This is a genomic window from Fischerella thermalis PCC 7521, assembly GCF_000317225.1.
Lineage (GTDB): Bacteria > Cyanobacteriota > Cyanobacteriia > Cyanobacteriales > Nostocaceae > Fischerella > Fischerella thermalis.
Map to the genome: position 1 here is coordinate 1 of NZ_AJLL01000031.1, position 15,999 is coordinate 15,999.

The following is a 15,999-nucleotide window of genomic DNA, read 5'->3' on the forward strand; positions in this document are numbered from 1 at the left end:
TTGACACTTAATCGATTGAATTGCATTGTGATGAAATGTTGCAACTTAAATTAATCCCTATTAGGGATTGAAACGGGTCTTTAATTTCAACCCCATCAGCAAGTATTTTGTGTTGCAACTTAAATTAATCCCTATTAGGGATTGAAACTCCTGGATGAATCTCAATCCACGATTCATTTATGTTGCAACTTAAATTAATCCCTATTAGGGATTGAAACTTGCAACCAAACTCCAACTCTATGCAAGTATTTCGGTTGCAACTTAAATTAATCCCTATTAGGGATTGAAACTCTTGCTCATCTCCAGGGAGAAGAAATACACAGATGTTGCAACTTAAATTAATCCCTATTAGGGATTGAAACCGAGAATGTCTTCTATGGTGCCGAAGCTGTATCTAGTTGCAACTTAAATTAATCCCTATTAGGGATTGAAACCTTTCCGATGATCAGAATGTTGTCTTTGTGGTCATACGTTGCAACTTAAATTAATCCCTATTAGGGATTGAAACACTAGCTCGTCGACCACTAAAAGGCACCCACTGTTCTGTTGCAACTTAAATTAATCCCTATTAGGGATTGAAACAGAGTAACGAAAAGTTACTTGAGAGCTAGAGACTGTTGCAACTTAAATTAATCCCTATTAGGGATTGAAACGACGGTGAAGAAAGAAGCTTCACCATCAGACTAAGTTGCAACTTAAATTAATCCCTATTAGGGATTGAAACTCGATGAAACGCCCACCTGCACCCCTAGGGTGCTTGTTGCAACTTAAATTAATCCCTATTAGGGATTGAAACTGAGCAGATCTTCCAAGATGCTGCCTTGAAGAGCACCTCGGGTTGCAACTTAAATTAATCCCTATTAGGGATTGAAACAGAGATCTACGCTAACTATGACCGTGATGTGGACTAGGTCTTGTTGCAACTTAAATTAATCCCTATTAGGGATTGAAACAGTGAAATAAATAGCTGTACCCAGCTCTCCTCTCGTTGCAACTTAAATTAATCCCTATTAGGGATTGAAACGCGCTTGAAACGTGGATAGGCATTAGCGTATTCAGTTGCAACTTAAATTAATCCCTATTAGGGATTGAAACATTGATTTCTCATCCCCTACCGCATACCAACTAATACGTTGCAACTTAAATTAATCCCTATTAGGGATTGAAACAGGATGGGCATTTCTCCGCGTCAGAGTTGGGTTTGAGTTGCAACTTAAATTAATCCCTATTAGGGATTGAAACAAAAATCCATTAGATGTAACCAAACCACTCACAATGAGTAACTAAAAAATTACGTCGAGAACCAAGAACAACCAAAACAATGATTCGCTACGCTCAGTTTTATATTGGTCGCAATTCATCTGCCGTTAACTCTTTCGCCTTATATCCCGCCACTGATTCGGAGTACCGAATTCAGTGGGGGACGAGGGCGCGAAAGAGTTAAACATGAAATGCTCTACAACGCGATCGCCTCTAATACCAATTTAATGTGAAGCCGCACTAAATGATTAACCCTCCACTCTTGGCGTTCTTGGCTTTTTGGCGGTTTGTTTTTTAATATTCTGTGCATCTTCATAAATAATTGCATTTCGTAAGTTCATAGCGAAATGTTTGCACAAAGACTCCCCGTCCCTCTGCGTTTCAAATCGCTACTTTTTCATGCAGTTTTCAGGCCTACTTCTATTTCTTCCGCCCGCCAAGGTGAATAGGCAACTACTTCCTAGATATATGCTTCTTCTAGATAGGGATGTGCTTTGAGAATGTCGTTGGGGCTATGTGAGGAATACTTAAGTTTTATCCTCCTCCCTCCTGCCTTATTTTCTCAAAAATAGCGATTAAGCTAGAAATTAGGAAGATAAATCAGGAGACAAATTTGAACAGCGTAGTTCACTGGCAACAACGAGTAGGTAATCAAAGAGACTGGGTTTGGCGGGGTTGGCAAACTCGCTACACCTACATTCGTCCGCTCCAAAATCACCAACAGACAACACCCCTGATTTTGCTACACGGGTTTGGTGCTTCTATTGGACATTGGCGACACAATTTAGAAGTATTGGGGGAACACCACACAGTCTACGCCCTTGACATGCTGGGTTTTGGCGCATCAGAAAAAGCTTGCGTGAATTATGGTATCCAACTTTGGGTAGAACAGGTTTACGATTTTTGGAAAACATTTATCCGGCAGCCTGTCGTTCTCATAGGTAATTCTCTCGGTTCTCTAGTCTCCTTAGCTGCTGCTGCTACTTATCCTGAGATGGTGCAGGGTGTGGTAATGATGAGTTTACCAGATCCCTCATTAGAACAAGAAGCTATACCTGCTTTTCTACATCCTGTCGTTGCCACCATTAAAAATATCGTGGCTTCGCCATTATTAATGAAACCCCTATTTTATTTTTTTCGCCGACCAAACATATTACGGCGTTGGGCTGCGATCGCCTACGCTAACCCAGAAGCTATTACCGATGAGTTAGTAGAAATACTAGCAGGGCCTCCCCAAGATAGGGGTTCTGCCCGCGCTTTTAGTGCTTTGTTTAAAGCGACAATTAGTGCTAATTTTGGCATGAGTGTCAAGTCTATGTTGTCTAACTTAACAATTCCCATGTTATTAATCTGGGGAAAAAAAGATAAATTTGTCCCGCCAGCACTTGCCCATGAATTTGCTCAATATAACGAGAACTTACAATTGCTGACTATAGAAGACGTCGGTCATTGTCCCCACGATGAAAATCCAGAGATAATCAACCAAGCAATTTTAGATTGGATTAATTCACTAAGCGATCGCCAATCCAAAGATAACTCTTTACCAGATACTAGTTCAGCTCAAAACTTTTAACGTGTTCAGTTTGTAGTTAGCGCTTCAGCGCCAAAGCATAAAATCTTAAAAGCGCTAAAGCCCCAGACTATAGACTAGCCAATAGTAACTTGACTGGTATCAACAGCCGCCGCACCATTGACGCTTCGCGCCACAGAAACCATTTTGTTGAGAATATCTTGACTAGGAACCTTACCTTTTAACACAACAGTGCTACCAGTTTGAGCAACCCAAAGGGTATCGATATCATCTAATTGGTTATCTTGATCAAATGCAAGTGCTACACGCTTTGCTAAACCACTTTGATCATATTCTCCATTCAATCCCATCCGTTCCGGGGCAATTTGCTGGGTAGCAGCAGGTGCAGATGGCTGTTGTTGTATAGTTTGGGGAGCAGGATTTACTTGAGCATTTTGTGGTTTTTCTAATCCAAAAAGTCTTTTTAACCAACCCATAAACTTTATCTCCTATAAACTTACTAACCATATGCAATATAAAAACCAAAACATATAAATTACATCTATCTTTATTCTGATATTGACTTAAAAAGACTTCTTCCTTTAGATGAAAAATTGTTATCTTTGTGTCTTTGTGCCTTGGTGGTAAAAAATTCTTAAACTATTGTTGTGTATTCATATATCCAAAACCAATTTCGATAACTTCCATTTCATGTCTAGGAATGCAATTGTCGTCAGAGCAATTCGCCTCTACATCGACGATGAGAAAACATTTCATCATGTTTTATGCTCAAATTTATCAGTATTAAAAATTAGATGAAAAAGGTTTAACCCAACCTCGCTGCGTAGCTTTATCAAGAGCGATCGTGGCAATTTTAAACCATAATAAACTCTCAAAAGTCATAGCAACAAACGGCAACACATCACCACTACAAGCAAACCCAACATCTACCTGAGCTAATCCTCGTACCAAACCGAAAGCCAACACTCCTCCATTTTTGAGTTGCGGGTTTTGATCTTGACGGATGATATATCGATAAGTAACGCCAAACAGTAAACCAGAGAAAGTTGCTATTGCACCACTCACCAAAAACTGTAAATTTAGGAGTTCAACTCCCAGCCTACAAAGTGCAGGAAAATACTTTGCTAAAACTAGGCTGTTAATCAAAGAAGTGACCCCGAAAGCTAAGATTAGACACAAAGCTGCCAAAATTCCTGCTTTTAACGATTCTAGGCGTTCTGCCATCAGATGATCTGAAGTGTTGTTCATAAATCGGGAAAGATAGGGAGGTGGGGGGTGTGGGGAGTGTGGGGAGTAAACCACTAACTACCAACAATCAACCACCAACTACCAACCAATTCCCAGTATCATAAATATTGGAGTAGTTTTGTAAATAAACTTAAGAAGTGCGACTATGGAGATTTTGACATTAGGATGGGTTTCACTGTTGGTTGTTTTCACTTGGTCAATTGCAATGGTAGTTTGGGGTCGTAACGGATTGTAGAGGTATCGTGGAAAGTCCACTCCTAAATATTTTGGCTTTGGTTGCTCTGGTACTACTAATAGTAGTTACTGGAGGAGTTGGTTATCTGACGCTAGCTGATTGGCGCGATCGCCGTCTTCAAGAACAAGAAAAACGCGAACTCCGACGCACCAATCCAAAGCGACGATGAAATTCTACAAATAGAGACGCTTCGACAGTTATCAGTTATCGGTTATCAGGTTTATCTATGTTTACTAATAACTTATGACTGATGGAAAAGGAGCGTCTCTATAAATTCTGTATATTTACCAAAAAAATTATTGCTTTTGATAGTAATCCCAAACTAATGCAATCAGTACTGCTAAACCAGTAATTGCCAAAGCATGGAAAGGGTTTTGTCCTTGACTAACAGCAAAAGATGTAACCACACCAGCACCTAAGGCTGCGGTAACAGCAGCAGCAACCAAATCAGATTGGGAATTGCGATTATACATATTTATCTTTGAGAGTGAATAGTTTTAATTGAAGGCACTATATATCCCTCAAAATAACATCTAGTTTTTTGAGTATTGACCTTTTAGTAAATATCGCAACTAAGCTTTACTTTTGCTTACATAATTTCGCTATAATAAAGCCCGCGACTGAAGTGCAGGCTAATAGCTAAAACCTACCCCAAGTGAGTTGTAAGTTTTCTTCGTGTCTTAGTGTCTTGGTGGTGAAAAAATAAATTTCATTTAACCACCAAGACACTAAGACACTAAGTCGGATGAGGCAAAATCAGGTTATGAAATTTTGGGTTTACAACATATTAAAATACTCTAAAAAATAATTTTTGACTTCGACAAAAGTGCTATTATTCCTACTATTGCTCTGTTGATTCTGCTGTTTGAGTATCATCTTGTTCGTCAATTTTCTGGACATTGCCCGATTTTACCCAACCTTCTTGCTCTCCATTTTCCAAACGAATTTTTTGCCAATTTTTGTCATTGCTTTCTTCTAAAACTATTACTTTTTGATTAAAAGCAACTCCTCCAGTACGTTCGGAATCTGCTGTTGGTTCTTTTCGCAAACGTAAGCCCTGCTTCCAAGTGACACGTGCTTTATATGCTCCTGGTAGTAGTGGTTCTGGTGATGACTCTGGCTTGGGTGTGTCTTGAGGAGTTGCTTGAGAATCAGGAGTTGGTGAAGATTGTTCTAAGGATACTTGATTGGTTTTTGATGTTTGGGATTTTGGAGTTTGTGCTTTTACTACAGGATTGTCATTTGCATAAATTGGTTTTGGTGGGGGTGCAGAAACTCGGTTCATAAAATACAGCGCCATAGCAAACCCACCACCGATTAAAATTACTATTGCTAATATAAATCCGAAAATATACTTTAATATTTGAGTCAACATAAATTAAAACTTGGCCTAAGTAAATGTATTTTTCGTGGTGGCTGTTGTAGAGACCTGCCATGGCACGTCTCTACAGTGGTTAGTGGTTACCTACCACCCACTAACTACTAACCAATCCATAATTCGCTATTTTAGCTGGCGTTGGATGCGATCGCTTAAAGGACTGTGTTTCGATGCTAAACGCGCCCTCCCAGCGGCAGCCCATTCTTGTAGTTGTTGAATTTGTTCGGTGGCAGTGCGGGCTAAGGGTATGATTTGACTAGCAGCTTCTAAAATGTCATCGGTGGTAAAGTCGCGATTTTGACTAAAACCAATGTGCATAGCTTCGATTAAAGTTTGTTCAATTTCTGCACCGGAAAAATCGGGTGTTTCATAGGCTAACCTGTCGATGTCATAACTTTTAATGTTATGGGCGCGTAATCTGGATAAATGCACGTTGAAAATAGCTTTTCTCTCTTCCTGGGTTGGTAAACCGACGAAGAAAATTTCATCAAAGCGCCCTTTTCGTAGCATTTCTGGCGGTAAAGCTTGGATGTCGTTAGCGGTAGAAACTACAAACACAGGTGAGGTTTTCTCGGCTAACCAGGTAATAAATGTACCAAAAACACGACTTGTTGTTCCCGCGTCTCCTTTACTACCAAGCCCCGAAAAGGCTTTGTCGATCTCGTCTATCCACAATACACAGGGGGCGAGGGCTTCGGCTACTTGGATCATTTGACGTGTGCGGGATTCTGATTCGCCTACCAAACCCGCAAATAGTCGTCCTACATCCAATCGCAGTAGGGGTAAGTGCCAATGATGAGCGATCGCTTTGGCGGTTAATGATTTACCTGTTCCCTGGATACCTACTAACAGTAAACCGCGTGGGTGCGGTAATCCGTACTGTCTCGCCCGTTCTGTAAATGCGCCTCCCCGACGGAGTAACCAATCTTTGAGATTGTCTAATCCGCCAATATCTGAGATTTGCTCGGTAGCAGGGATAAAATCGAGAATCTGGGTTTGGCGGATAGTTTGGCGTTTTTCTTCTAGCACCAAATCCACATCTTCTGGTTGTAATTCACCATGAGTTGCGATCGCTCTTGCCAACACCCGCCGTATTCTTTCCATTGATAGCCCTTGACAAGAACGCACCAAATCATCTAAAAATCTGCTGGGGGGAGAATGGCCAGTAGCAATTAATAATCTTTCTACTTCTGAACGAATTTCGGCAGCGTTAGGTAAAGGAAACTCTACTACTGTCAAAACTTCTGTTAAATCATCAGGAATCGCAATTCTTGGTGACAACAGGACAATATTTTTTGGTTGAGATTTGAGGAGTTTAGCTAAATTGCGGAGTTTGCGAGCAATGGCCACATCATCTAAAAATCGATGATAGTCCCGCAGTATAAATACTCCTGGTGCAGTAGCCGGAATTTTCTCGACAAATTCTAAAGCTTGCAAAGGGTTACGTCGCCCAAAGTTTTCATCGTTAGGGTTTCCCTGATAGCCATCCACAAAATCCCAAGTATACACCGGGCGATTTCCCTGATTTGCTGCTTCTTCCCTGATCGCGGCTTCTAAGCGTTCTTCCTCGTAAGTGGGAATGTAGATCAGAGGGTAGCGGGCGCGCAGCAGCAGTTTGAACTCTTCACGGAAGCTCATAATATTTAGATGTTATTAACGAGTTGTTATTTTGCGTAGTTCTTTATTTCATTTTTCAGGTTTGTACTGCTCTTCACAACTGTTTTATCTTTTTTCTCTGGAGAGGTGAATACATCAAAAGCGAGAGTCAGCAATTCAGTACTTACCTTTTCCCGACTTTTGCAACAAGTGGCTCTATTCATCTTCAGGTGAAATATAGCCTTCCAAAAACTATTCCCAGCCTAAGACTGGGAACGAAGAAATAGCCAAATGACCAATCACAAATGACAAATGACTAAGAAGGAAGTTGCTTTTTCAAGGCTTCCAAAGAAGCCCAGCGACGATCTACAGTGCTAGTAGAGGCTGGATCATGACTTGGTTGAATCCCCGGACAATTGGTATCACAAAGTTGGCGCTGAGGAATTTCCAAGCAGACTTGTTCATATAGCCATTCACCAGGATCAAAATATCCGTGGGGAGACAAGGTTTCTACTAAATCTTCCACAGCTATTTCCCGTTCTAAAGGCAAAAAAACTTCTTGCTCTACGGTTTCGTCTAACCAAATGATTTCTGAGGTATCAACTACAAGACGATAATTGTAATTTTGTAAGCAGCGGTTGCAGGTACAAGTAATTATTGTTTCTGCTTGACCAGATACTTCTAAATAATTGCCGCAATGTTGCACACGAACACGACCACGAACTGGTGTCAAGGTATCCAAACCAGACAGAAACTCTTTAACCTGAATCTCCTCTGTCCGCTCCGGTGCTTTAGTTAGCTGCGGAATATAAATTGCGTCCATAGGATTCTGTGAGACATTCTCACGAAAAGTGGTCTTTGTATATCAGCTATTTTGCCGATAACATTTCTCTAGTTTAACTTTATTCGGGTTGTTAGTTGTTTGTTGTTTGTTGTTGGTTGTTTGGAACCATCAACAATCAACGATCAACTACCAACAATTTAATTATTCGGGTAATGCCAGGCGTACAACTAAATTACGGTGGGGTTCCTTACCCCGGCTGAAAGTTTCTAAATCACTAAACTCTTTTAAAAAGGTATGGACTTGGCGACGTTCAGCCGAACTGAGGGATTTAATTTCCACTTCTCTTGCTGTAGCCCGGACTTGTTCAGCAGCAGCTTCAGCGATCGCTCGAATTTCAGCTTGTCTCTTGACACGATAACCGTTTAATTCCACCGTGTATGAGGCTTGTTCCTCATGAGGTTGATTTAAGTTGAGAGTCGAATTTGCCAGATATTGAATAGCATCTAGCACTACACCATCAGGCCCAATCAAAACCCGTACTTGCTCTGGTGTCAAATTTGTATGATCAATAGTCAACCAGTAGTTATCTGGTTCTTGAGAATCACCTTGAGCGATCGCAGCTACTTCTAAATCGCCTTTAATTTCAGTATTTATCCCAGTAAGTTGCAGCAATGTTTTTAACCACTGCTGCCCTCTTGCCATCCGAGAATCGGTCATCATCAACCTGTAGCCTTTTTCTTAGAACTCTTTGGTTCAACTTTCTTTGAACCCTTTTGTTCATTAGAACTCTTTGGTTCAACTTTTTTAGAACTTTTTGGCTCAAACGGCAATGTTTTTTGTTGTGCTTCTGCCTGTTTCTCTTGGGTGTCTACAATTTTTTGTAATTCCTCTGGTAGAGGTTCACGAGAAAGGATGTAAGTTTGTAGAGTTTGGAAAATATTACCAATCACCATATACATCAACACCCCAGCCGGTAAGGGGAAGAACAAAAACATCCCGGAAAAGATCACAGGAGTAATTTTATTGACTGTATCCTGTTGTGGATTACCACCACTGGAATTTTGCCCAGAAAGAACTTGGCTGACGTACAGGGTAACACCAAACAACACTACCATTGTGACAATATCCCAATGAATAGTGCCATCAGGATCAATTGCCCCGACTCTGCCCAAGGCATCAATAAACAAAAATCCTTGATCTGCTGCTAATCCTGGAATTGTCCCAGTTATAGTCACATCTCCTGGTTGCAGGGCTTCAATATTGCCTTCAGCATCAATTTTGACTCTGTCTTCCCCTTTGGTAACTTTCCATTGGGGAACTAATTTACTGTCTGGGTGTTCTGCCAATACTTCTTGAAATGGCTTACCATCAACAGTTTGGTATTGAATTTTGGTATGTTCTCCTACTGCTAATTTGTTACCTCCCGGTAAAATCGCAGTTACCTTAACATGTTCCCCATCCGCAACATAAATGTTCTGGGGAGCAGTCATAAAAGCTTGGGGTTGAATTCGTTCGATTTGTTCGGCAGGAAAGATTTGTAGGTTAATTGTGTAGTTAACACTGGCAAAAGGTGAACCTCGCAATGTCGCAAATAGCGCTAATAGCACTGGCATTTGCAACAGTAATGGCAAACATCCAGCTAAAGGATTACCAAATTCCTTCTGGACGTTGAGCATTTCTTCTTGCTGCTTTTGCGGATCGTCCTTATAGCGTTCTTTGATTTCTTGCATCCGTTTTTGCATCAAAGGTTGGACGATTCGCATCCGTCGCATATTGCGAATTGAGCCAGCACTAAGAGGGTATAGTGCAAAACGAATAATCAACGTCAAAGCTACGATCGCCAATCCATAACTTGGCACAATGCTATAGAACAAGTCTATGATTGGCAACATGACGTTGTTGGAAAAAAAACCGATACCAAAATCCATTATTCTGAATTCAACCTGAGGTAATGTAAATTAACTAGCGATTTTAGGTTAGTTGTTTGTTGGTCGTTGTTTGGGAGAATTATTGACAATCTACCACTAACTAATGTACATACGTGCCATGGCACGTCTCTACAACAACTAACCAGCAGCTACCAACCAGAATTTTAAAATCGGCTGACTGAATATAATTTATCGAAATCAGGATCTGTCTGCGACTGTAATTCAACTACGGATAGCCGCACATTTATTGAAGATGGGAGGTAGGGAGTTGGGGAGATACTTTCACCCCCATCACCCCATCACCCCATCACCCCATCACTTCTTCGCAGCAGCATTAAAATTGGGATTTTTGGCAGTGACTCGTTCAGTGATGTAATCATAGACTTCCCGGAACTTAGGAACAGCCCGCAGTTCCAGGCGACTACCATCTCTGAGAGTCAACACCATATCTCCCCATAAGCCAATACCACGGGGAACTTTGACGATTTTGACAATTTCTGAGTAAATAACGTCACTGCGATCGCGTCCCATCCAACCCCCAGTCACAGAAACTCGGCGATCAGTAATCCGAAAACGCAGCCACAATGCTCTAACAATTGCTCCTACCGTTAGTGGTATACCCACGACCGTTAAGCCAATTAGTATGTTTATTATTAAATCCCCAATGTGGGGGCCGCCTTCAAAATAAACTTCTTCACGAATGCCCATTTAATACCTCAGCTTGTGCCAACAACTGCTCTAATTCTTGCAGAAATTGTTGGGTTACGCACTTAGATTCTGCTGCCGCTGGTTTGACAACTACCACTAGCCGCCATCCTGGTGACAATAGAGGCAACAATTGGTGCAAAGCTGCCGATACTTGTCGCTTGAGGCGGTTACGAACTACTGCCCGTTTACTGACTTTAGTGCTAATCGAAATACCAATCTTGATTGGGAAAAGTACCGAGTTTGTTGATTTTACATTATCAGAAGGTTTTTTTATGGATGATGGCCGTAAGGCTCTCAAAGTTATATAAGAACCATGACGGCAAGTACCTTCCCGGAAAACTGCCTGAAAATCTTTCCGGGATTTAAGCCGATTTGCTTTGGGCAAAGCCACAACTACTGTCTAAGTTCCTTACCCTATACGCTTAGGCGATGACGTCCTTTTTTTCTTCTGGCTCGAATCACGTTTCTACCATCAGGTGTTTGCATTCTGGCACGGAAACCAGATGTTTTCTTCCTCTTCCGGTTTGTTCCTTCTAAAGTTCTCCGCATACTCTTATCCTCTTCAGCGATTTTTTATAAAAAGCCACAATCTATAATTTTATCAATTTTTAGCTAAAAAATTACTATTTATTTGTCATTAACTAATGTACAGACGCACACTTGTGCAATCCTAATAACACCACTAACCAATATACAGAAGTGCTATGGCACGTCTCTACACCACTAACCAATGTACAGACGTGCCATGGCACGTCTCTACACCACTAACTAACACTAAGAATCCAAGTTCCCATGTAACTACGCAATGCAGCTGCATCACCAGGGCTGACAGTATAGCAGTTGAAATAATAAATGCCTCCGAAAGCAGGATTCCTAACATTAGAAAGCACTATTTCTACACTAGTACCTGCTGGCACAGGCTCTTGGGGATAAATCATAATTACACCATTTTCTCTATCCCATTTTGCTTCTGTCAGTGGTACTTTTTTATCTCTCACCCGTACCTCAATCTTTTTGGGGTCAAATTTTCCTTTGTAATAGTTGGGGTAGCTGACAACAAATTCAGAAGCAGCAACTTTCATTTTTTTGGCAGGGATTCTTAAACGATACCTATCCCAACCATTTGTTTGTCCACCAAAATCCAATCGGAAAGGCAGTTGATTTTCACTCTTAACACCACTGAATAGCGTAAACCCTGGCAAACTCTGCGCCCAGCTAACGGCTGGAAGGCTTGTCAGTAAAAAGCCAGTCACCGCTAAGGCAGAAAATAAACGTCGCATAGTCAAGCTCCTGTGGCAGAAATAAATGTGTTGTTTCAGTAACTGAAAGTAAAGGTTCGTAACTAAACTTTACTACTGACTTTATTAAATTTTAGACGTCAAAACCTCAACAAAAGTGCCATCCCGTCTATATTTATGTCAATTTTCACTTAAAAACGAGTATTTAATTTGACAGAAAGTTTACTAGTCGTCTAGCAGTTTGTGTAGGGATCAAATGTTCTCATAATTACTAAATTGTTGATAGTTTTACCAGAGATAAAACAGTGTGAAAATTGAGTTGTATTTCTAAATGTGTACAAGTTTATCTAAAATTAAGATTTTTGTTATAAAAATTAAGCGAGTTGAACAGGCGATCGCGACCAAACTTAAGCTAGATTGGTGGCAGTAAGCATTACTCGCAGCAGCAAAAATTCTAAAACTTAGGGGAATAAGTTGGTGAGAAATTAATCGATATTGCACTATGTAAACAAGACACAACAATATTTTGCAATACCTAAAAGAATTTGAAGACATAGATGTAAATTCCGGGGATCAGCATAGGATGTGCAATAAATAACCTAATAAATGCAAGTATATGTATTGCAACATCCATGAGCGGCACAGTTCGGCTTTGTCTAGGTAGGTAGAGTGGGAAAGCGTAGGAACAACTAACAGGAAAAGCCAATAGCTGATAGCCCCACCTGTAGACCATGAGTGCGTCGAAATACTCATTGGAAAAATTTCACAGCTTGCACCAGAAATTTAAGTATTTAATCTCAAGGAGATTACATGAGAATAGCGGTTGCTAAAGAAATCGAAGTGTGTGAACGTCGTGTGGCATTAGTTCCCGACATCGTAGCGCGGTTGATTAAACAAGGTTTAGAGATTTGGGTAGAAGCTGGTGCGGGTGAACGAGCATTTTTTAATGATGCTGCCTACGAAGCCGCCGGAGCAACCATAATTGCTGATACTAATAGATTATGGTCAGAAGCAGACATTCTCCTCAAAGTCAGCCCACCACGAGAGCGAGAAGACGGGCGCTCAGAAATAGACTTACTCAAAGAAGGATCTGTGCTGATTAGCTTCCTCAATCCTTTGGCAAACCCAGTCATAGCCCAGAAACTGGCAGCACGCAAAGTCACAGCCTTGAGTATGGAGATGATTCCCCGTACCACCAGAGCGCAAAGTATGGATGCTTTATCATCACAAGCATCAATCGCAGGTTACAAAGCCGTACTCATCGCCGCCGCCGCACTGCCAAAATATTTCCCCATGCTGACAACTGCTGCTGGTACGATCGCCCCCGCCAAAATATTTATCATGGGTGCTGGCGTTGCAGGTTTACAAGCGATCGCCACCGCCAGACGTCTAGGAGCAGTGGTAGAAGCTTTTGATATTCGCCCCGCCGTCAAAGAAGAAGTACAAAGTCTAGGAGCGAAATTTGTAGAAATCAAATTGGATGAAGAAACAACCGCCGCCGGTGGTTACGCCAAAGAAATTTCCGAAGCCAGCAAAAAGCGCACTCAAGAAGTAGTCACCGAACACATCAAAAATGCTGATGTCGTGATCACCACAGCTCAAGTTCCTGGTAAAAAAGCACCTCTTCTTGTCACAGAAGACATGGTAAAGCAAATGAAACCAGGTTCAGTAATTGTAGACATCGCCGCCGAACAAGGTGGTAACTGCGCTTGTACTGATCCCGGTAGAGACATTGTTGCCCACGGCGTCACTATCATCGGCCCAATTAATTTACCATCATCGCTCCCAGTCCATGCTAGCCAGTTGTATGCCAAGAACTTGACATCTTTAATGCAACTACTAATGAAAGACAAAAATGTAGAGATTAACTTTGCTGACGACATTATTGATGCAGCTTGCATTACCCACGCTGGTGAAATTCGTTCCACACGAATTAAAGAGGCGTTGCAAACCGTAACTTCAGCAGTGAGTTAGAAGGGATCGGGGATCGGGAACAAGAAGGACAGGGGGAGACAAGGAGGACAAGCAAGTAGTCTTTCTTCTTTGTCTACACACACTCCCCCACCTCCCCATCACCCCATCACCCCATCACCCCAATACCTAAGGATTTTTCAACATGACAGAAGCATTAATTGCGGCTTTGTTCGTATTTGTTTTGGCATCGTTTACCGGATTTGAAGTGATCAACAAAGTACCGCCTACTTTGCATACGCCCTTGATGTCAGGCTCAAACGCGATTTCTGGCATCGCCGTATTAGGAGCAATTGTAGCTTCCGGTGCTAGAGAGTGGAATATCTCAGTTATTCTCGGTTTGATCGCTGTAGTACTAGCAACCATCAACGTGGTAGGTGGTTTCCTAGTCACAGATCGGATGTTGCAGATGTTTAAAAAGAAGGCAAATGGGTAATAGGTAATGGCAAAGAAAATCACCAATTACCAATTACCAATTACCAATTACCAATTACCAATTACCAATTACCAATTACCGCTAAATTATGACTGATTTTCTTCCGACTGGCATTCAGTTGACATATTTAGTCGCTGCGTCTTTATTTATTTTGGGTTTGAAAAAACTGGGTTCACCCGCCACAGCACGACAAGGCAATGTGATTGCAGCTGTGGGAATGCTGTTAGCAATTGTGGCAACACTGTTGGATCAGCATGTGTTGAACTACGGGATGATTTTGTTGGGTTTGGCAATTGGCTCGGTACTAGGCGCGATCGCCGCCTATAAAGTCCAGATGACGGAAATGCCCCAAATGGTGGGTTTACTCAACGGTTTAGGTGGCGCTGCTTCTGCTTTGGTTGCCGTTGCTGAGTTTTGGCGGTTGTTGCAACACGCTGAAACAGTACCCTTAGATGCCAACATTTCCATGTTATTGGATGTGTTAATTGGTGGTGTCACCTTTACAGGTAGTATGCTGGCATTTGCCAAATTACAAGGAATTATCAGCGGTTCCCCAATTACATTCCCCTTGCAGCAACCATTCAACGCCTTATTGTTGGGTTCTTATGTCGTAGGTAGTGGTTTTTTAATCATGGAACCACATAACCTACCTGTATTTTTGGGAATTGTCGCAGTTTCTCTTATCTTGGGTGTGATGTTTGTCATCCCCATTGGCGGCGGCGATATGCCAGTAGTAATTTCGCTATTGAACTCATTTTCTGGTTTAGCTGCGGCAGCTGCTGGTTTTGTGGTGATGAACAACATGTTAATCATCGCTGGTGCATTGGTGGGAGCATCTGGTATCATCCTCACCGAAATAATGTGTAAAGCGATGAACCGTTCTTTGATCAGCGTACTGTTTGATGCTTTTGGCAGCAGTGGCGGTGCAGTTGCAAGTGCAGCTGGTGGTAGTACAGCCGATAAAACTGTCCGCAGCATCGATCCAGAAGAAGGCGCAATGATGCTGGGTTATGCTCGTTCTGTAGTGATTGTTCCCGGTTACGGAATGGCGGTAGCTCAAGCACAGCACAGTGTACGTGAATTGGCAGATCAACTAGAACGCATGGGTGTTGATGTTAAGTATGCGATTCACCCCGTAGCTGGTAGAATGCCTGGACACATGAACGTCTTGCTAGCAGAAGCGAACGTTCCCTATGAACAACTACACGACATGGATGATATCAATCCCCAGTTTGAACAAACAGATGTAGCACTGGTAATTGGGGCAAATGATGTAGTCAATCCCGCCGCACGCAGTGACACCAATAGCCCAATCTACGGAATGCCAATTTTGGAAGTAGATAAGGCGAAGCACACGATTGTAATTAAGCGTGGAATGAGTACAGGTTTTGCTGGCGTAGATAATGAGTTGTTCTACAAAGATAAAACCACAATGCTTTTTGGCAGTGCCAAGGACGTGGTGTCAAAGTTGGTTTCTGAGGTGAAGCAACTATAAGGTTGAATCCCAACTCTAACACCCCCCGCACCCGGTCTAAGGTGTACACACAAGTCGGAAATAGATAATTAATCCGGGTTTTACCCCACCCTAACCCTCCCCTTGCAAAGGGGAGGGAACTGAATTTCCGTTTTCTCCCCGAATCTTAGGGGGATTGAGGGGGGTAAATTCAACTTGTGTATACACGGTAG

18 protein-coding genes and 1 CRISPR repeat array are annotated in these 15,999 nt (G+C 41.8%); of the genes, 6 read left to right on the top strand and 12 right to left on the bottom strand.

Features of this window, described 5'->3' with window-relative positions; genetic code table 11:
- The first annotated feature begins 37 nt into the window (after nucleotides 1-37).
- A CRISPR array of direct repeats spans nucleotides 38-1,242; the repeat unit is 37 nt; unit sequence GTTGCAACTTAAATTAATCCCTATTAGGGATTGAAAC.
- 631 nt (nucleotides 1,243-1,873) lie between these two features.
- Nucleotides 1,874-2,833 (top strand): alpha/beta fold hydrolase, encoded by a 960-nt coding sequence (locus UYK_RS0106740; protein ID WP_009458816.1) that lies wholly within the window; start codon nucleotides 1,874-1,876, stop codon nucleotides 2,831-2,833.
- A 74-nt stretch (nucleotides 2,834-2,907) separates the two neighbouring features.
- On the opposite strand, the gene UYK_RS0106745 is transcribed toward UYK_RS0106740, so the two are convergent.
- Both UYK_RS0106745 and UYK_RS0106750 read right to left on the bottom strand, forming a co-directional pair.
- Nucleotides 2,908-3,267, bottom strand: a complete 360-nt coding sequence (locus UYK_RS0106745; RefSeq protein WP_016871140.1) for a phospholipid-binding protein — start codon at nucleotides 3,265-3,267, stop codon at nucleotides 2,908-2,910.
- A gap of 307 nt (nucleotides 3,268-3,574) precedes the next feature.
- Nucleotides 3,575-4,039 carry a hypothetical protein gene (locus UYK_RS0106750; protein ID WP_009458184.1) on the bottom strand — a complete coding sequence of 155 codons (465 nt, stop codon included), beginning with the start codon at nucleotides 4,037-4,039 and terminating at the stop codon, nucleotides 3,575-3,577.
- A 145-nt stretch (nucleotides 4,040-4,184) separates the two neighbouring features.
- On the opposite strand from UYK_RS0106750, the gene petN reads away from it, so the two are divergent.
- Together petN and UYK_RS26690 are read left to right on the top strand one after the other, a co-directional pair.
- Complete coding sequence (gene petN / locus UYK_RS24870) at nucleotides 4,185-4,274, top strand: cytochrome b6-f complex subunit PetN (protein ID WP_012408302.1); 90 nt, start codon at nucleotides 4,185-4,187, stop codon at nucleotides 4,272-4,274.
- Nucleotides 4,275-4,281: 7 nt separating this feature from the next.
- Nucleotides 4,282-4,443: a hypothetical protein gene (locus tag UYK_RS26690; RefSeq protein ID WP_016871142.1), complete on the top strand. Its 162-nt coding sequence runs from the start codon at nucleotides 4,282-4,284 to the stop codon at nucleotides 4,441-4,443.
- 127 nt (nucleotides 4,444-4,570) lie between these two features.
- Here the strand turns inward: UYK_RS26690 and UYK_RS26695 are convergent, their stop codons facing one another.
- From UYK_RS26695 to UYK_RS0106800, 10 genes are all read right to left on the bottom strand, one after another.
- On the bottom strand, nucleotides 4,571-4,747 hold the full coding sequence (locus tag UYK_RS26695) for a hypothetical protein (protein ID WP_009458185.1): 177 nt from the start codon (nucleotides 4,745-4,747) through the stop codon (nucleotides 4,571-4,573).
- 368 nt (nucleotides 4,748-5,115) lie between these two features.
- Nucleotides 5,116-5,649 carry an SH3 domain-containing protein gene (locus UYK_RS0106765; protein WP_009458186.1) on the bottom strand — a complete coding sequence of 178 codons (534 nt, stop codon included), beginning with the start codon at nucleotides 5,647-5,649 and terminating at the stop codon, nucleotides 5,116-5,118.
- A gap of 126 nt (nucleotides 5,650-5,775) precedes the next feature.
- On the bottom strand, nucleotides 5,776-7,290 hold the full coding sequence (locus UYK_RS0106770) for an AAA family ATPase (RefSeq protein ID WP_009458187.1): 1,515 nt from the start codon (nucleotides 7,288-7,290) through the stop codon (nucleotides 5,776-5,778).
- A gap of 274 nt (nucleotides 7,291-7,564) precedes the next feature.
- Nucleotides 7,565-8,071, bottom strand: coding sequence for a YceD family protein (locus tag UYK_RS0106775; protein WP_009458188.1), 507 nt, complete (start codon nucleotides 8,069-8,071; stop codon nucleotides 7,565-7,567).
- 162 nt (nucleotides 8,072-8,233) lie between these two features.
- The gene (locus tag UYK_RS0106780) at nucleotides 8,234-8,752 is read right to left on the bottom strand and encodes a Jag family protein (protein ID WP_009458189.1); all 519 of its coding nucleotides are present in this window, start codon (nucleotides 8,750-8,752) and stop codon (nucleotides 8,234-8,236) included.
- On the bottom strand, nucleotides 8,752-9,960 hold the full coding sequence (gene yidC / locus UYK_RS0106785; protein WP_009458190.1) for a membrane protein insertase YidC: 1,209 nt from the start codon (nucleotides 9,958-9,960) through the stop codon (nucleotides 8,752-8,754). The genes UYK_RS0106780 and yidC overlap by 1 nt, the downstream gene beginning before the upstream one ends.
- Before the next feature lie 315 nt (nucleotides 9,961-10,275).
- On the bottom strand, nucleotides 10,276-10,668 hold the full coding sequence (locus UYK_RS0106790; protein WP_009458191.1) for a PH domain-containing protein: 393 nt from the start codon (nucleotides 10,666-10,668) through the stop codon (nucleotides 10,276-10,278).
- A complete protein-coding gene (gene rnpA / locus UYK_RS0106795; protein ID WP_009458192.1) occupies nucleotides 10,655-11,059 on the bottom strand; it encodes a ribonuclease P protein component in 405 nt (134 codons plus the stop codon). Before rnpA ends, UYK_RS0106790 begins: the two co-directional genes overlap by 14 nt.
- A gap of 23 nt (nucleotides 11,060-11,082) precedes the next feature.
- Nucleotides 11,083-11,217 (bottom strand): 50S ribosomal protein L34, encoded by a 135-nt coding sequence (rpmH, locus tag UYK_RS24875; RefSeq protein ID WP_009458193.1) that lies wholly within the window; start codon nucleotides 11,215-11,217, stop codon nucleotides 11,083-11,085.
- Between the two features lie 215 nt (nucleotides 11,218-11,432).
- On the bottom strand, nucleotides 11,433-11,948 hold the full coding sequence (locus tag UYK_RS0106800) for a DUF2808 domain-containing protein (RefSeq protein ID WP_009458194.1): 516 nt from the start codon (nucleotides 11,946-11,948) through the stop codon (nucleotides 11,433-11,435).
- A gap of 768 nt (nucleotides 11,949-12,716) precedes the next feature.
- Between UYK_RS0106800 and UYK_RS0106805 the strand changes: the two genes are divergently transcribed.
- The 3 genes from UYK_RS0106805 to UYK_RS0106820 all read left to right on the top strand — a co-directional run bounded on the left by UYK_RS0106805 (nucleotide 12,717) and on the right by UYK_RS0106820 (nucleotide 15,808).
- Entirely contained in the window at nucleotides 12,717-13,880 is a 1,164-nt protein-coding gene (locus UYK_RS0106805; RefSeq protein WP_009458195.1) for a Re/Si-specific NAD(P)(+) transhydrogenase subunit alpha, read from the top strand.
- A gap of 142 nt (nucleotides 13,881-14,022) precedes the next feature.
- Nucleotides 14,023-14,313 (top strand): NAD(P) transhydrogenase subunit alpha part 2, encoded by a 291-nt coding sequence (locus UYK_RS0106810; protein ID WP_009458196.1) that lies wholly within the window; start codon nucleotides 14,023-14,025, stop codon nucleotides 14,311-14,313.
- Nucleotides 14,314-14,401: 88 nt separating this feature from the next.
- Nucleotides 14,402-15,808, top strand: a complete 1,407-nt coding sequence (locus tag UYK_RS0106820) for an NAD(P)(+) transhydrogenase (Re/Si-specific) subunit beta (protein WP_009458197.1) — start codon at nucleotides 14,402-14,404, stop codon at nucleotides 15,806-15,808.
- Nucleotides 15,809-15,999 lie beyond the last annotated feature (191 nt).

What these genes read in the sequence shown, in the direction of transcription:
- UYK_RS0106745 (WP_016871140.1), bottom strand. Translation starts at nt 3,267, where the DNA reads ATGGGTTGGTTAAAAAGACTTTTTGGATTAGAAAAACCACAAAATGCT.
- UYK_RS0106750 (WP_009458184.1), bottom strand. Translation starts at nt 4,039, where the DNA reads ATGAACAACACTTCAGATCATCTGATGGCAGAACGCCTAGAATCGTTA.
- petN (WP_012408302.1), top strand. Translation starts at nt 4,185, where the DNA reads ATGGAGATTTTGACATTAGGATGGGTTTCACTGTTGGTTGTTTTCACT.
- UYK_RS26695 (WP_009458185.1), bottom strand. Translation starts at nt 4,747, where the DNA reads ATGTATAATCGCAATTCCCAATCTGATTTGGTTGCTGCTGCTGTTACC.
- UYK_RS0106765 (WP_009458186.1), bottom strand. Translation starts at nt 5,649, where the DNA reads ATGTTGACTCAAATATTAAAGTATATTTTCGGATTTATATTAGCAATA.
- UYK_RS0106770 (WP_009458187.1), bottom strand. Translation starts at nt 7,290, where the DNA reads ATGAGCTTCCGTGAAGAGTTCAAACTGCTGCTGCGCGCCCGCTACCCT.
- UYK_RS0106775 (WP_009458188.1), bottom strand. Translation starts at nt 8,071, where the DNA reads ATGGACGCAATTTATATTCCGCAGCTAACTAAAGCACCGGAGCGGACA.
- UYK_RS0106780 (WP_009458189.1), bottom strand. Translation starts at nt 8,752, where the DNA reads ATGATGACCGATTCTCGGATGGCAAGAGGGCAGCAGTGGTTAAAAACA.
- yidC (WP_009458190.1), bottom strand. Translation starts at nt 9,960, where the DNA reads ATGGATTTTGGTATCGGTTTTTTTTCCAACAACGTCATGTTGCCAATC.
- UYK_RS0106790 (WP_009458191.1), bottom strand. Translation starts at nt 10,668, where the DNA reads ATGGGCATTCGTGAAGAAGTTTATTTTGAAGGCGGCCCCCACATTGGG.
- rpmH (WP_009458193.1), bottom strand. Translation starts at nt 11,217, where the DNA reads ATGCGGAGAACTTTAGAAGGAACAAACCGGAAGAGGAAGAAAACATCT.
- UYK_RS0106800 (WP_009458194.1), bottom strand. Translation starts at nt 11,948, where the DNA reads ATGCGACGTTTATTTTCTGCCTTAGCGGTGACTGGCTTTTTACTGACA.
- UYK_RS0106805 (WP_009458195.1), top strand. Translation starts at nt 12,717, where the DNA reads ATGAGAATAGCGGTTGCTAAAGAAATCGAAGTGTGTGAACGTCGTGTG.
- UYK_RS0106810 (WP_009458196.1), top strand. Translation starts at nt 14,023, where the DNA reads ATGACAGAAGCATTAATTGCGGCTTTGTTCGTATTTGTTTTGGCATCG.
- UYK_RS0106820 (WP_009458197.1), top strand. Translation starts at nt 14,402, where the DNA reads ATGACTGATTTTCTTCCGACTGGCATTCAGTTGACATATTTAGTCGCT.